13 protein-coding genes are annotated in these 14695 nt (G+C 69.7%); 5 read left to right on the top strand and 8 right to left on the bottom strand.

Annotation, left to right across the window (positions count from 1 at the left end):
* Positions 1-15 precede the first annotated feature (15 nt).
* Positions 16-1392, bottom strand: coding sequence for an FAD-dependent oxidoreductase (locus ACIA3K_RS07350; protein ID WP_396799672.1), 1377 nt, complete (start codon positions 1390-1392; stop codon positions 16-18).
* 228 nt (positions 1393-1620) lie between these two features.
* Between ACIA3K_RS07350 and ACIA3K_RS07355 the strand changes: the two genes are divergently transcribed.
* A complete protein-coding gene (locus ACIA3K_RS07355) occupies positions 1621-3006 on the top strand; it encodes a serine hydrolase domain-containing protein (RefSeq protein WP_396799673.1) in 1386 nt (461 codons plus the stop codon).
* Between the two features lie 16 nt (positions 3007-3022).
* Here the strand turns inward: ACIA3K_RS07355 and ACIA3K_RS07360 are convergent, their stop codons facing one another.
* Positions 3023-4243 carry an MFS transporter gene (locus ACIA3K_RS07360; RefSeq protein ID WP_396799674.1) on the bottom strand — a complete coding sequence of 407 codons (1221 nt, stop codon included), beginning with the start codon at positions 4241-4243 and terminating at the stop codon, positions 3023-3025.
* Between the two features lie 41 nt (positions 4244-4284).
* Between ACIA3K_RS07360 and ACIA3K_RS07365 the strand changes: the two genes are divergently transcribed.
* The gene (locus ACIA3K_RS07365) at positions 4285-5442 is read left to right on the top strand and encodes an ROK family protein (RefSeq protein WP_396799675.1); all 1158 of its coding nucleotides are present in this window, start codon (positions 4285-4287) and stop codon (positions 5440-5442) included.
* Here ACIA3K_RS07365 and ACIA3K_RS07370 read toward each other — a convergent pair.
* From ACIA3K_RS07370 to glsA, 4 genes are all read right to left on the bottom strand, one after another.
* Complete coding sequence (locus tag ACIA3K_RS07370) at positions 5418-5795, bottom strand: MerR family transcriptional regulator (protein ID WP_396799676.1); 378 nt, start codon at positions 5793-5795, stop codon at positions 5418-5420. The genes ACIA3K_RS07365 and ACIA3K_RS07370 overlap by 25 nt on opposite strands.
* Positions 5796-5978: 183 nt before the next feature.
* Positions 5979-7298, bottom strand: coding sequence for an ammonium transporter (locus tag ACIA3K_RS07375; protein WP_396799677.1), 1320 nt, complete (start codon positions 7296-7298; stop codon positions 5979-5981).
* An 80-nt stretch (positions 7299-7378) separates the two neighbouring features.
* The gene (glnII, locus tag ACIA3K_RS07380) at positions 7379-8398 is read right to left on the bottom strand and encodes a glutamine synthetase (protein ID WP_396799678.1); all 1020 of its coding nucleotides are present in this window, start codon (positions 8396-8398) and stop codon (positions 7379-7381) included.
* A 63-nt stretch (positions 8399-8461) separates the two neighbouring features.
* Positions 8462-10015 (bottom strand): glutaminase A, encoded by a 1554-nt coding sequence (gene glsA, locus ACIA3K_RS07385; protein WP_396799679.1) that lies wholly within the window; start codon positions 10013-10015, stop codon positions 8462-8464.
* Between the two features lie 834 nt (positions 10016-10849).
* Here glsA and ACIA3K_RS07390 point away from each other — a divergent pair.
* A complete protein-coding gene (locus ACIA3K_RS07390; protein ID WP_396799680.1) occupies positions 10850-11983 on the top strand; it encodes a DUF1996 domain-containing protein in 1134 nt (377 codons plus the stop codon).
* A 132-nt stretch (positions 11984-12115) separates the two neighbouring features.
* Here ACIA3K_RS07390 and ACIA3K_RS07395 read toward each other — a convergent pair whose 3' ends face one another.
* Both ACIA3K_RS07395 and ACIA3K_RS07400 read right to left on the bottom strand, forming a co-directional pair.
* Positions 12116-12289, bottom strand: a complete 174-nt coding sequence (locus ACIA3K_RS07395) for a hypothetical protein (protein ID WP_396799681.1) — start codon at positions 12287-12289, stop codon at positions 12116-12118.
* On the bottom strand, positions 12286-12504 hold the full coding sequence (locus ACIA3K_RS07400) for a hypothetical protein (protein ID WP_396799783.1): 219 nt from the start codon (positions 12502-12504) through the stop codon (positions 12286-12288). The genes ACIA3K_RS07395 and ACIA3K_RS07400 overlap by 4 nt, the downstream gene beginning before the upstream one ends.
* Before the next feature lie 428 nt (positions 12505-12932).
* On the opposite strand from ACIA3K_RS07400, the gene ACIA3K_RS07405 reads away from it, so the two are divergent.
* Positions 12933-14060: a helix-turn-helix transcriptional regulator gene (locus tag ACIA3K_RS07405; protein ID WP_396799682.1), complete on the top strand. Its 1128-nt coding sequence runs from the start codon at positions 12933-12935 to the stop codon at positions 14058-14060.
* Positions 14057-14686 (top strand): HD family hydrolase, encoded by a 630-nt coding sequence (locus ACIA3K_RS07410; RefSeq protein ID WP_396799683.1) that lies wholly within the window; start codon positions 14057-14059, stop codon positions 14684-14686. Before ACIA3K_RS07405 ends, ACIA3K_RS07410 begins: the two co-directional genes overlap by 4 nt.
* Positions 14687-14695: the final 9 nt, after the last annotated feature.

Genomic DNA, 14695 nt, shown 5'->3' on the forward strand with positions numbered 1-14695 from the left:
GCGGCGGGGTGTCCGTCAGCGCGCCCGACGGTTGGCGCGCACGGCGCCCAGGATCACGCCCGGGGTGGCCAGTGACAGCGGGTGCTCGCGCATGGAGACGACCTCGTTGAACCGGCGCGCGATCGCCACGTCCGTCACGGTCGCCGTGAGGATCTGCCGGCTCACCCAGCTGGAGACCCGGTAGCCGCGCGGGTAGGGGCCACTGACGTGCGGCAGCGCCAGGTCGGCGGATGTCGACGTCGACCACGCGGCGTCGACCACGACCTTCTGCAGGTCGAGGAAGTGGCGGGCCGGCACGCTCAGGTCCGGGCCGGGGCGCAGGTACGCCGACAGGCAGGCCGCGTGCAGGGCCGCGGCCGTCATCCCCTGCCCGTACACCGGGTTGAACGACGCGACGGCGTCGCCCACGCTGACGAGCCGGGCCGGGAAGCGCCGCAGCGCGTGGAAGTCCCGACGCCGACTGTCGGCGTGGTGGTAGGTCTGCACGTCACCGATCATCTCCTGGTCGGCGACCTCGCCGAACTCGGGCGGGAACTGCTCGCGCAACCGTCGGACGAAGTCCTGCGCGGTGCGTCCCGGCCGGTCGTCGCCGTAGCCGGCCATCATGGCCATCCACCGGCCGTCCTCGATGGCGAAGAAGGCGGCGCCGGCGACGTCCGTCATGGTCCCTGGGGTGTGCAGGGCCATGACGACGCGCGTCTGAGGGGTCTGTTCCGGGCGTCGGAACAGCGCGGTGGCGTAGTTGAGGTGCACCGGCATCCGGCGGGTGGCGGGCCGCTCCCAACCGGCCTGTTCCAGCCAGTCGGAGAGCCGGCTGGACCGGCCCATGGCGTCCACCACCAGGTCGCCGCCCTCGACGCCGGCCACCCCGTTGACCTCGCAGCGCACACCGGTGACCGCGTCGCCCTCGATCACGAGCCCGGTGGCGCGGGCGGTGAGGGTCTTGACGTTGGGGAGTCGGAGCACCTGCTGGCGGATCAGCCCTTCCAGCAGCGGTCGACTGCCGGCGAGGCTGTCGTCGTCGTCGGGTACGACCACCTTGCGTCGACCGTCGAGGTAGCTGCGTCGGGTGGTGGGTGGCGCCTCGACCGCGCCGTGGGCCAGCGCCTGCTGGCGGAAACCGGGGAACAACTGCTCCAGTTGCAGAAGACCGCCGGGCAGCAGCGCGTGCAGTTGGGTGCCCTGGGGCACGCCGGGCCGTGCGCCGCTGACCTGCGGGTCGTCCCGGTCGATGAGGATCACGCTCTCGGCGTGGTCGGACAGGACCCGGGCGGCCAGCAGGCCGGCGACACTGCCGCCGACCACCACCGCCTTGCCCAGGACCGGGGTTGGCTGCTCGGGAGGTCGCACGGCGTTCAACGCGGCGAAAACCCGAACCGGGGAGAGGGACATGGTGCTCTCCAAAGGAGTACGAGGCAGGGCACCCTCCCCCGGGTCTGCCGCGCGGACAGACCGGCGGCGCCGGCCGTTCGACAGGATGCCTGACGATCGTTGCACAGGCGGTGACGGTCGCCCGTACGGCCCGCACGGGTGTCGGAAACCGGCCAGAACGCTGGACGAGGTGAGCGTACGGCTGATCGGGCTTGGCGCACACGATTCGGATCTGTCAACATCACCGGCATGCCTGTCGCCCGTCGTACCCTGCTCGGGGTTGGCCTGGCCGCTGCGACCTCCGCTCTCACCGGCTGCGGCGACAGCGGCGGTGAGTCGGCGGGTGGGGCCGACCCGGGCGGCTCGGTGACGGCCACCGACGCGGCGGGGAACAGGGTGGGATTCGGCGCGGCTGGGAAGCCCACGGCCCCTTCGTCGGGTACGCCGAGCGCCTCCCCCACGGCCGGCGCGGGCGCGCCGGGCAACCAGGCCCGGTACGCCGCGGACGTGACCGCGTTGCTGCGGCGACACCTGCCCGCCTCGGCGCAGACCGTCACGCACCACGGCTTTCCCGGTGCGGTCGCCCTCGTGCTGGTCAACGGGAAGATGACCGTGCACACCGCGGTCGGGGAGGCCCTGCGCTACGCGGCCGGCCCGAAACTGCTCGCGGCGAAGAGCCGGGTCGCCATGCGCCCGGACTCCATCTTCGACCTCGCCTCGATCACCAAGGTCTACACCGCCATCCTGCTGCTGCAGCAGGTCGACAGGGGCCGCGTCGACCTGGGCGCGCCGGTGCGCGACTACCTGCCGGGGTTCACCGGCACGGGCAAGGATCGCGTCACCGTCGAGATGCTGCTCACCCACACCAGCGGCCTCCCGGTCGGCGCCAAGGTCACCGGTCTGCCGGACAACGCCGCCCGGTGGAACGCGGTCCTGGCCACCCCGCTGGTCTCGGGCGCAGTGCCCGGGGACACGTTCCGCTACTCCAGCGTCGGCCTCATGGTCGCCGGCAAGATCGTCGAGAAGCTCACCGGCAAACGCCTCGACCAGGCGCTCAAGGCGAACCTCACCGGTCCACTCGGCCTGCGCGACACCGGCTTCACCCCCACCACCTGGCTGTCGCCCAGCGAGAGGGCGGCCCGGATGGTCGCCACCGATGCTCGCTCGTCGCGCGGCCTGCTCCGTGGCACCGTGCACGACGACGTCGCCAACAACCTCGGGGGCGTCGCCGGTCACGCGGGGGTGTTCGCCAGCGCCAGCGATCTCGCGGCCGTCGGCCAGATGCTCCTCGACGGTGGCACCTACCAGGGCCGACGGGTCCTCGCCGCCGACACCGTGCGCCGGATGCTGACCAACCACAACGCGGGAAAGCCGGCCGTCGACCCGGAGCGGCCGCACCGTACGGCCGCCCACGGTCTCGGCGTCGTGCTCAACCAGCAGTGGTTCATGGGCCGGCTCGCCTCGGGTCGCACCTTCGGCCACACCGGGTTCGCCGGTCCCTCGCTGCTGGTCGACCCGGGCCGCAAGCTGGTGCTCGCCCTGCTCACGAACCGGGCCCACCCGAACTGGTCCTGGGCGAATCCCGATCCGGTCCGCGCGGCCGTCGGCGACCTCCTCGCCTCGTCGGTCACCTGACCGACGCCGGCGGCGGTCAGCCCGCCACGGCGGCCGGCTCCCGGTCCCGACGACGCCCCGCGTAGCTGACGATTCCCAGGCCCAGCCCGACGACCGCCAGGACCAGGCCCACCCGGGCCGGCGCGAGGTAGCCGAGCCCGGCGGCGATGCCGACGCTGCCCAGCGCCGCGCCCAGGCTGTTCGCGATGTTCATGGCGGACTGGTTCAGCGCCGCGCCCATCAACTGTGCGCCGGGGGCGACCGTGATGAGGCGTGCCTGCAGGACCGGACCGAGGTAGAGACTCGTCGCGCCGACGCCGAACGCGCCCACGAAGAGACCCACCGGGTGCGACGCGACGAGACTGAACACGCCGATGCTGGCGATCATCGCCACGAAGCCGATCATCTGGCTGCGACGCAGGTCCCGGTCGGCGAGCCAGCCGCCCAGGGCGTTGCCGACGGTCATGCCGAGACCCACCGCGACCAGCACCCACGGCACCGTCGCGGCGGAGAGGCCGGCGACGTCGGTGGTGACCGGCGCGATGTACGAGTCGACCGCGAAGAACCCGGCGAAGCCGATCGCCCCGGTAGCCGCGACCAGCCAGACCTGCGAGGTCCGCAGGGCCCGCAGCTCGGCGGCCGGCGAGCCGTCCGCCGCCGCGGCGACCTCCGGCACGACCGCCAGCACGGCCAGCAGCGTGAGCAGGAAGACCCCGGCGATGACCAGGTACGCCGTACGCCAGCCGGCCTCCTGTCCGAGCCGGGTGATCAGCGGTACGCCCACCACGTTGCTCACGGTCAGGCCTCCGAGCACGGTGGCGAAGCCCCGGGCCTCGTTGCCGGGCCCCATCAGGGTCGCGGCGAGCAGGCCGGCCGCGCCGAAGTACGCGCCGTGCGGCAGCGCGGCGACGAACCGAGCGACCAGCACCAGCTCGAAGTTCGGGGCGGTCGCCGAGGCGATCGTGCCGGCGGCGAAGAGGACGAGCAGTCCGAGGACGAGCTTGCGGCGGGGCAGGCGGGCGCTGAGCGCGGCGATCAGGGGAGCGCCCACGACGACGCCCAGCGCGTACGCCGTGATCATCCAACCGGCCCGGGCGACGGCGTCCGACGAGGATCGGGCGTAGTCCTGGGCGAGCAGGTCGCGAGCCATCTCGGGGAGCAGGCCCATGGCCACGAACTCCGTCAGACCGACCGCCACGCCGCCCAGTGCCAGGGCGGCGAGCGCCGCGAGCCGTTGACCTCTGCTCAGTGCGTTCACCGAGCGAATTTAGCAACAGCGTTGCGTAATAGAGTGGCGAGATGACGCGTACCACAGCGGACGTGACGTTCCTGCGCGGCTACAACCAGGCGCAGGTGCTGGCCGTGGGGCGTACGGCACGGACGTTCGAACGGTCGACGGTCGTCGCCGCCACCGGCCTGACCCCGCAGGCCGTCTCCAAGGTCATCGCGCGCCTGAGCGCCGACGGTCTGATCCGCCCCGCCGGTGTCCGCCGCCCGGGCATCGGCAAACCCGCGGTCGTCTACGAGCTGGTCCCGGACAGCCGGTACGCGATCGGCGCGCACGTCGCCCGGCGCACGCTGCGACTGGTCCTGGTCGACCTGGCCGGCGCCGTGCGCCACTCGACGGTCAGACCGCTGCCCGCGGACTTCACTCCGGAACAGCTCCTCGACGCCCTGTGCGTCGGCATCGGGACGATCACCGCGGACCCCGCGCTACGGGACCGGCTGACCGGCGTAGGCCTCGGCATGATCGGCCCCCTGGACCACGCCAACGGCCTCGTTCGGGACGCGCACGGCCTACGGCACTGGCACGACGTACCGCTGCGCGAACTGGCCGCGGCGCGCCTTCGTCTGCCGGTGCACCTGGACAAGGACGTGACCGCCGGTGTCACCGCCGAGGCGTGGCGGCACGGCGCGACGTTCGGCGACGCGGCGCTCATCATGGTCGAATCCGGCATCGGGGGCGGTTTCTGGCTGGGCGGCGCGGCCCATCGGGGGGCGCACACCAATGCCGGCGAGTTCGGCCACACGGTCGTCGACCTGGACGGGCCCGTCTGCGTCTGCGGACGCCACGGCTGCCTGGAGGTCGTCCACCTCCGTGCCGCCGAGGCGGGGGACGTCCCGCGTGCCGCCCGGGTCCTGGCGATCGGCGTCGTCAACCTGCTCCAGACCCTCGACCTGGCCCACGTGGTCCTCGCCGGCGCGGATCTGCTGCGCCACGCCGAGGTCTACCGCGCCGCCGTGGAGCAGGCCGTCCGTACCGACGTGCGGCGTGCGGACTGGCTGGCCCCGAGCGTGACCCTCTCCAGCCTCGGCGCGGACGTGATCGCCGCCGGGGCCGCGATCCAGGTCCTCGACCAGCTCTACGGCATCCCCGACCTCACCCCCGGCGCCCCGCCCGCGACCGTGCGACAGCACCGGCCCACGGGCGACTATCGCGGGGTCTCGTCGGCGTAGCCGCAGCCGCTGGCCGGGTCCTCGCTGGCGCTGATCACCGCGTCGAGGCGATCCCGGACCTGGACGAGCTGGTCGATCTGGTGGGTGACGCGGTCCCGTTCGGCGTTCAGCAGGGCGCGGGACTGCGGGGTGTTGACCTGCGCGTCGACGCAGGGCAGCAGATCCAGGATCGTCCGGCTGGACAGACCTGCGGCGTACAGCGTCTGGATGAGCTGAACGCGGTCGACCGCTTTATCGCCGTACTGGCGCTGGCCGCCGCCGCTGCGCTCGGGGATCAGCAGCGACTGCTCCTCGTAGTAGCGCAGGGCGCGCACCGACACTCCCGTGCTGGTGGCGAGTTCTCCGATCCGCACGGCCCCTCCCCTCACGTGATGACGCCGACAACACGTACCTCTGACGTCAGCGTCAGATTCTAGCGTCGTCCACGCCACGGCTGCCAGTGCGACGGCTCCCGTCGACGCGCGGGCCGTACGCCAGCGGACCGGGAGGGTTGGCGCACCCCTCCCGGTCCGGACCACGGCGATCGTCGCCGTCGGTCAGCGCGTGTACGGGCCGTTGACGACGTCCATGATCGGATGCTGGGCGGTCCTGTCCTGCGCCCGGCCGCCGGTCGAGCCGACCGGGTCGGCCCGCCCCTCGCTCACCTCGAAGTCGTAGGCGCTCTCCGCGTGCAGGACCTGGTCGATGCCGGCGACCTCGTCCGATCGCGGCACCCGGAAGCCGACCGTCATATCAATGATCTTGACGAGTAGCCAGGTCAGCGCCACCGAATACGCGGCGACGGCGAAGGCGCCCACCGCCTGCTTCCCGAGTTGCCCGGCACCGGCGCCGGCGACGAGGCCGTCGGTGGTGTCGAACACTCCGATGAGCAGCGTGCCGACGAAACCACCGACCGCGTGAACCGCCACGACGTCCAGCGAGTCGTCGTAGCCGAAGCGGTCCTTGAGGCCGACGGCCAAGGCGCAGACGACACCGGCGATGACACCGATGGCGATCGCACCCCAGGTGTTCACGACCGCGCACGCGGGGGTGATGGCCACCAGGCCGGCGACCGCGCCCGACGCGGCGCCCAGGGAGGTGAAGCCACCCTTGCGTACGCGCTCCCAGACGAGCCATCCGATCATGCCGGCACCGGCCGCCACCTGGGTGTTCATGAAGGCGACGCTGGCGGTGCCATTGGCGGCGAGGGCCGATCCGGCGTTGAACCCGAACCACCCGAACCACAGCAGGCCGGAGCCGAGCATCACGAGCGGCAAGCTGTGCGCCCGCACCGACTCACGCCGGAAGCCGACCCGGTTGCCGAGGACGAGGAGTGCGCCGAGGGCGGCCATGCCGGCGTTGATGTGGACCGCCGTGCCTCCGGCGAAGTCCTTCACGCCGAGCTTGAAGATCCAACCGTCGGCCTGCCACACCCAGTGGGCCACCGGGAAATACACCACGGTCACCCAGAGCGCGACGAACAGCATCCACGCGCCGAACTTGGCACGGTCGGCGATCGCCCCGCTGATCAGGGCCGGCGTGATGACGGCGAACATCATCTGGAAGACCGCGAACGCGAGCACCGGAATGCTGCCCGTCAACGTGGTGTCCGAGATTCCGCTCAGGCCCACGTTGCTCAGGTCGCCGACGAGTCCGCGTCCACCGACGTCGTCGCCGAAGGCGAGCGAGTATCCGTAGGCCACCCAGAGCACGCTGACGATGCCCAGGCTGATGAAACTCATCAGCAGCATGTTGAGAACGCTCTTCACGCGAACCATGCCGCCGTAGAAGAACGCCAGGCCCGGGGTCATCAGCATGACCAACGCGGCACTGATCAGAACGAATGCGGTATCCCCCGCGTCGAAGCCGTCTGGCATCGAGATTCACTCCATGTCGTGGTAGCTGCCGCAGCACTGCGGCGTGGTGAATGTCGTAGGCGGAGCGTGGGCCGCGTGCCTCACACGAGGTCGGCGGCCTCCAGGGCGCTGCAGCAGGTGTCGACGATGAGGCGGGTGACGGTGTACGGGTCGACATTGGCGTTGGGCCGGCGGTCCTCGATGTAGCCCTTCTTGTCGATCTCCACCTGCCACGGGATGCGGACGGAGGCACCGCGGTCGGAGACGCCGTAGCTGTACTCGTTCCAGGGCGCCGTCTCGTGCGCGCCGGTCAGGCGGGCCTCGACGCCGGCGCCGTAGTTGCGGATGTGCTCGGCGGGCTTGTCGCCCCGGCCGAGGGCCTCGCAGGCCTCGATGATCGCCGAATAGTTCTCGCGCATGGCGCGCGTCGAGAAGTTGGTGTGCGCGCCGGCGCCGTTCCAGTCACCCCGCGCGGGCTTCGGCTCCAGGGTCGCGGAGATGCCGAAGTCCTCGGCCGTGCGGTGCAGGAGCCAGCGGGCGATCCACAGCTGGTCGGCGACCTCCAGCGGGGACAGCGGACCGACCTGGAACTCCCACTGGCCGGGCATGACCTCGGCGTTGATGCCGGAGAGGGACAGGCCTGCCGCGAGGCAGTTGTCCAGGTGCTTCTCGACCACGGCACGGCCGTAGATCTCGTCCGCGCCGACGCCGCAGTAGTAGCCACCCTGCGGAGCCGGGTAGCCGCCGTCCGGGAAGCCCAGCGGGCGGGAGCCCTTGAAGAACGTGTACTCCTGCTCGATGCCGAACAGCGACTCCTGGCCGGCGAACTGCTCGGCCACCGGGCGCAGCAGCGCCCGCGTGTTGGACTCGTGCGGGGTGCCGTCGGTGTTGAACACCTCGCAGAGCACCAGCAGGTGCGCCCCGCCACGGATGGGGTCGGCGTAGGTGGCGACCGGCTCGAGGACGCGGTCGGAGCTGCTGCCCTCGGCCTGGTTGGTGCTGGAGCCGTCGAAGCCCCAGGTGCCCGGCGTGACGCCGTCCTCGATGATCTTCGTCTTCGACCGGAGCTTCGCGGTCGGCGCGGTGCCGTCGATCCAGATGTATTCAGCCTTGTACGCCATGGGTCTCTTCTCCTGTGATCGGGCCGGATGGCCCACGAAATCGTGATCGGTGGAACGGACGGTTCAGACCGCCGCGAGCGGCGCGTCGGTTCGCACGAGGGTGGCTGACGCCGGGCCTTCGCCCAGCGTCGACGTGAGCAGCGCGACAACGTTGTCATGCGCTCCGCGTTCGGCATCGGAGAGCGCGGTGCCTCCCCAGCGGTCCCGCAGAGTTGGATCGGCTCCCCGGTCCAGGAGGTACTGGACCACGTCGAGGTTTCCGTCGGAGGAGGCCAGGTGCAGCGCCGTCCGCCGGTCGTAGTCGGCGGAGTTCGGATCCTTCCCCGCGGCCAGCGCGAGCCGGACGTACTCCAGATCGCCATGACTGGCGGCCCACAGCAACCGCGTGGTCGACGCCACCTCGTCCTCGTTCCTGCCACGTCGCGGATCGCGTTTGCCGGAGTCCTCCCCAGCGGCCAACGAGTCGTAGACGTGGAAGTTGAACCGGTTGATGAGCTCCTTGCAGAACGCGACTCCCCGGACGGAGTTGCCGAGCGCGTCGAGGCGGGGCGACCAGACGCAGACGCCCATCACGCCGGGAACCACGATCATGAGTCCGCCGGAGACCCCGCTCTTCGCCGGCAGACCGATCGTGAAGGCGAACTCGCCCGAATAGTCGTACATCCCGCACGACGACATCAGCGACAGGCACTTGCGTGCGGTGTCAGCGGAGAAGATCCGCTCCCGGGTGAGGGGGTTGACGCCGCCGTTGGCGAGCGAGGCGGCAACGACCGAGAGCGACCGCGCGTCGACCTCGATGGAACAGCACTGGAAGTAGAACTCCAATGTCTCGGTGAGGTCGGTGCCGTCCGGAAACGCCCGGTGCTCACGCATGAAGTAACCGAGAGCGAAGTTCCGATCCGCCGTACGCCGTTCCGAGAGATAGACGGCATTGTTGAAGCCGACCGTCCCGCCACCGGCCAAGCTGCGCCACGTTTCGGCGACGTGGTCGAAACGGTCGGCCATCTCCCATCTCGGGCGCAGCAGCGAGCAGCACATGATCGCCCCGGAATTGATCATCGGGTTGTGCGGGAGGCCTTCGTTGTTCAATGTCAGCTCGTTGAACCCGCGACCGCTGGGTTCCCGCCCCACGTGCCGGTGGACCTGTTCGGCACCGTGCTGCTCCAGCGCGAGACAATAGTTGATCGGCTTGCAGACCGACTGGACGCAGAACGGGGTCTCGGCGTCCCCCAGGGCGAAGCGCTGGCCGTCGGTCGTGCACAACGCGATCCCGAAATTTTCCGGATCGACGCGGCCGAGCTGCGGGATGTAATCGGCGACTTGCCCCCCATCGACACCCCGGAGGCCCTCGTAGATCGAGAAGATCTCCGTCTGCAAGGCGGCGAAGTCCGGAATGACGAGGTCTCCGCGAAGGGACCTCTCGATGACACCGCCACCCGTCCTGCACCAGGCGATGAAGCGGGATATGTCGATGCGGCCCGGACCGTCGCCGCTGGTGGCGGACCGCACCTCGGCCAGGCGCGGGTCCGTCTCCGAGATGCCGGCGGCGCGCAGCCGGCCGACGAGTTCCGTCACCGCGACCGTTCCGTCGGCGTCGACCGTGAAGGACCCGAACAACTTCCCGTACTCCGCGGCTGCAAAATCGTCGAAGCCGGACGGCTCGAGACCGTGGGACCACGCCTGATCGGGGCGACGTGGCACGGCTCTGGTTTTCCTGGTCGCGGGCATAGCGGGTTTCAACTACTCCGTAATTAATGGTGACAACGCGGTGGCGACGCCATCTAACGGCAGTCGCGCTCCGGTGACGGTCGACCCACCGACCTTACGAAGACTAGGAGGGGCCGGTGTACGACCGCTTGATTTCCTCTTACCGGCGACTGCCGCACCATCGGGGGTGCGGGACACGCGAGTGAATAGGGGGCAGCGGTGCGCCTCCGCTACCGACACGGTGATTTCCCGCACACCTTTGAACGGCTTGTGTGAATCCCGTTGGGCGCACTCAACCGCAGACGCGCCACTCGCCGTGTGCTCCTTGACCAGAGCCCAACGGCTGAACGGCTCGCGCACCGGTGGCCTCCTGGACCGCCTCGACGGTGGCGGTGGCGGTCAGCCGGCCGTTGACGGTAGAGCCGACCCGCTCGTCGATACGGACACGACCCGGAACCCGGCGTCTGTCGCGACATCCTCGCGCGGCCGACGGGCACCGGGGCGGACGACCCCGTGGGATGCTGGCGACATCGCCGGCACCAGCGCGACAGCGGGGATGGACTGCCGAGGGAGTCGCGGATTACGTCTTTTCGAAAATCGATATCCAATCGACAGGACAGACCGTCGCGCAGAGCTGACAGGGCAATCCCGGAGCGATATTTAAGGCATATTTAATCGGCGCGGCCGGATAGCCGCAGGGGGTCGACTCGTACTCTTTCTTCTCGGAAGGAAGGTGCACCCCCGTTGACATATCTGCGACCCACCCCTCGACACCGTCATGCCCTGACCGCCCTGCTGGTGGTGGGCCTGGCGTTCACCGGCGGATGCAAGGAGGCTCCGGGCACGCCCGGCGCGTCCGGCCCGTCCAGCGACACCGGCATCGGCTCGTCCGGGCCCGCGACGCCGACCGCCCCGGCGGGCGACGCGGCGACCACGCCGAGCGCCCCGGGCACCCCGACCAGCCCGTCCGCGCCGGCCAAGCCGGGCACCTCGTCCACGAGCGCCGCTCCGCCGACCACGTCGGGTGGCTGGATCACCGTCGACGCCGCCGCGCAGGCCGCCGCGACGAGGGCGTTCTTCGCGCGCAAGCCGAAGCCGGTGACCGGCAACCCGGTGAAGGTTGCCGAGTTCAACGTCGGCTGCACGGTCAGCCACCACAACGGTGACGACCCGATCGTCCTGCCCAAGCTGGTCGGCGCCTCGCACAACCACACCTTCTGGGGCAACAAGTCGACCGACGCCAACTCGACCGCGGAGTCGCTGCGGGCGTCAAAGGCGACCACCTGCAACTCGCCGGACGACCAGTCGGCCTACTGGGTGCCGACCATGTACCAGAACGGCAAGGTCGTCGACCCGACCGAGGTGACCGTCTACTACGGATCCCGCCTGAAGGACCCGAGCAAGACCCAGCCCTTCCCGTTCGGTCTGCGAATGATCACCGGCAATGCCAAGAACCAGGTGGACACCCCGGACAAGCAGGGCAACCACTTCTGGTGCGCCGGCATCGGCGGCGAGGTCGGCCGCAGCGCCGACAAGACCTTCCCGGTCTGCGCCAAGACCGCGCACGTCGTCCGGCAGATCACCTTCCCGGACTGCTGGGACGGCAAGCACCTGGACAGCCCCGACCACAAGGCACACATGGCCAACGGCGACCACACCGGAGCCTGCCCGAAGAGCCACCCGGTGCCCGTCCCGTCGGTTTCCTTCGTGATCTCATACCCGTTGAGCGCGAACACGGACGGCATCAGCCTCGCGTCCGGCACCTCGTTCTCGATGCACGCGGACTTCTTCAACGCCTGGAAGGACGAGGCGCTGGCGGCAAGGGTCCGCAACTGCCTAGACCAGAAGGTGAAGTGCAACTCCGCCGGTAATTTCTAGAGCGGTCGTCGATCTGAGCTGGCCCGCGGTTCGTCGCGGGCCAGCGATCGACATGCGGCGAGGTCTCCGGCGGACGCTCAGCAACCGCAGGAACTTGAAGACCGGAGACCTCGTGTAGTCGGAGGCCTGGCATCAGACGAGACGCTGGACCCGCACCTTCGGGTGCGCGTTCCTCAGGTGGCCATGCTTGTGTTGGCGGACCTGTTCGTCCCAGATCTCTTGGTCGTAGTCCGGATCTGGCGGCACCCACTTGTGGGAGCCGTCGCTGTAGTGGAACTTCTCGTCGCCGGATCGCAGGATACTCACCGAAGCCAGCCAAAAAAGCGTCTGTGCAGCGTCCCCGCCGGCACCCAGGTCAGGTCTTCGGAGGCCCGCACCAGTTGGGCACCCAGGTAGAAGGCCAGGGAGAGCGGAGCGTCGTCGAACTCTGCACGTAGCTCGCGCTGCCGCGTGCGGCAGGGCCAGGGCGCGTCGCAGCCGCCGCAACTCCAGATCGGCAGCACCGGATCGTGCATGGTCATGCTCGGCAGCGCTTGGTTGCTCACTGCTCCTCCTCGGCGGGCCAGTGGCCCCGACCGATCGGGATTCGGTGTCGGCTACGGCAGGGCAGGTCGCCCCCACAGCGACAGATCCACCCCCACTTCGGCCACGACCAGGCCGGGCGGTGTCGCCGCGCCAGGGTCATCGCGACGGCGATCAGGTACTGGTCGTAGGTGACTCGTCGCCCTGGTGGTGTCCTGTTCCGCATCGCTGGCTCCCTCCACCGCGCAGCACGTCGTGGCCGACCCCGAACCACGGGACCGGATCTGGAACGTTCGGTAACTGCGACGCTACGATCACGACGACGGCGGTTCGACTCACCCGCAGTACGACTGAACAGGCGAGATGGGCTTCCGCAGCATTCGTTTCACAGCGGAACGTCGACCACGGGTCAATGTAGGGATGACGCATGCAGGGTCGCGGACGATCAGCGCCACATCGCGGCGAGATAACCGGCTACCTGTTGAAGCTGATCCGGGAATCCATCCCGCTCACGCAGGAGCAGCTTGCCGTCGAGTTGGAGGTCGATCGCGTGACCGTGCAGAGCTGGGAATCCGGGCGAAGACCATTCACCGCAGTACCGCTCGGACAGGCGATCACCGTCCGAGGCAGGCTCGGACGGCTCGGCGCGAACACACTCCTCCTCGCCGCGCTCGACGATGCCGCCGAAGCGGATCTCATCCTCGCCGCAGTCCTCAACGAGCATGTGGACCGCTGCGACATCGCCGAACAGCCGCTGGGCTGGTCCGTACTCACCCACCGTTTGACCGATCTGATCCTCTGGGCCGTCCTCCGGCAGCCACCGACAATCACCAGAGGACTACCTCTCGCCCATCCCCGCCGAGGTCCAGTAGCGTCCGGGCCCGCCCTGCCCGTCGACGAGCAACGTGCGTTCTTCGCTCATCTTCACGTGCTCGCCGAACGGGCCGCCGCCGGCCGGCATCGCAACGTGCTGCTACACCGGCAAGCCTGCTTCCTCGCCGGCATGGACCCCACCAAGGCAGCAACAGACTGGCTCACCCAGACCACCACCCGAGCACACCAAGCGACGGCCTTTCGCACCTGGTCACCGCTTTGGCCGGACGCCCGCTCCGTCGTCACGTCCCTCGCCAAGCAGGGAGACCCGGAGCCGTTGCGGGATTTCATCGCTCGGGCGCATCCCGACGACACCTGCGAGCGAGCGGCCCTCAACTACTCGGCCTACTGGGTAGGCGAGATCCCGTACCGCCACCGCGACGACTCCTTCATGCCCGAACCGCTCGCGGACTGGCACGGCTCAACCCTCCTTCGGCACCTGGTTCATCGCCTCGAACCAGGGCACCCCTTCGTGGATCTCAACATCCACAACATCTGGGCTCTGCTGACGGCACGACGCGGAATCGCTCTTGACAATCCCGCCGCAACTCGGGCGCTCCTCGACCGCAGCGTCCCGCTCCTGGACAGTGACCGGATCTCCGCACAGTCGCGACAGGAACTAACCTCTATCGCCTACCGCCTGCGGGCGGACGGACTCACCGGCACAGGGACGGGCAGATGACCGACGACCACGACGCCGCCGCAGCGATGAGCTTCATCTTCGAAGCCGGCGTCCTCAAACGCGCCGCCCGCACCGGTTGGTGGTTCGTCGGCGTCAAGCAACCCGAGTCCATCGCCGAACACTCGTTCCGGACCGCGCTCATCGGAATGATGCTCGCCGCCATGGAGGGCGCCGACCCAGCCCGCGTGTCGATGCTCTGCACCCTGCACGACACCCAGGAGACGCGGATCACCGACATCCCCCACATCGCCAAGCGCTACCTCACCGCCGCACCCAACACTGCCGTCACCGCCGACCAGGTCGCCGCCTGCCCACCGGCCGTCGCCGACGTCATCACCGCCGCAGTCGCCGAATACGAAGCCGGCGAGACACTCGAAGCCATCGTCGCCCGCGACGCCGACAAGTTGGAATGCCTCGTCCAAGCCGTCGAGTACCGCCACCAGGGCATCGGCAACGTGCAGCGTTGGATCGACAGCTCACGAGCGGCGCTCAAGACCGCCAGCGCCCTCCGCCTCGCCGAAGCCGCTCTCACCGGACAACCACTCGCCTGGCTCACTCCCCCGCAAGAGCTGGCGGACCAGCCGACACCGACTCGTCCGCACCGGGCGCCGACCAGCGACCTCTGACACAATCCG

This window comes from Micromonospora sp. NPDC051543, assembly GCF_044454415.1.
Lineage (GTDB): Bacteria > Actinomycetota > Actinomycetes > Mycobacteriales > Micromonosporaceae > Micromonospora.

Bases quoted from the DNA above. Each gene is read 5' to 3' on its own strand.
- ACIA3K_RS07410 (WP_396799683.1), top strand. From the start codon at position 14,057: ATGACCGACGACCACGACGCCGCCGCAGCGATGAGCTTCATCTTCGAA.
- ACIA3K_RS07375 (WP_396799677.1), bottom strand. From the start codon at position 7,298: ATGCCAGACGGCTTCGACGCGGGGGATACCGCATTCGTTCTGATCAGT.
- ACIA3K_RS07400 (WP_396799783.1), bottom strand. From the start codon at position 12,504: ATGACCATGCACGATCCGGTGCTGCCGATCTGGAGTTGCGGCGGCTGC.
- ACIA3K_RS07365 (WP_396799675.1), top strand. From the start codon at position 4,285: ATGACGCGTACCACAGCGGACGTGACGTTCCTGCGCGGCTACAACCAG.
- ACIA3K_RS07405 (WP_396799682.1), top strand. From the start codon at position 12,933: ATGCAGGGTCGCGGACGATCAGCGCCACATCGCGGCGAGATAACCGGC.
- glnII (WP_396799678.1), bottom strand. From the start codon at position 8,398: ATGGCGTACAAGGCTGAATACATCTGGATCGACGGCACCGCGCCGACC.
- ACIA3K_RS07350 (WP_396799672.1), bottom strand. From the start codon at position 1,392: ATGTCCCTCTCCCCGGTTCGGGTTTTCGCCGCGTTGAACGCCGTGCGA.
- ACIA3K_RS07355 (WP_396799673.1), top strand. From the start codon at position 1,621: ATGCCTGTCGCCCGTCGTACCCTGCTCGGGGTTGGCCTGGCCGCTGCG.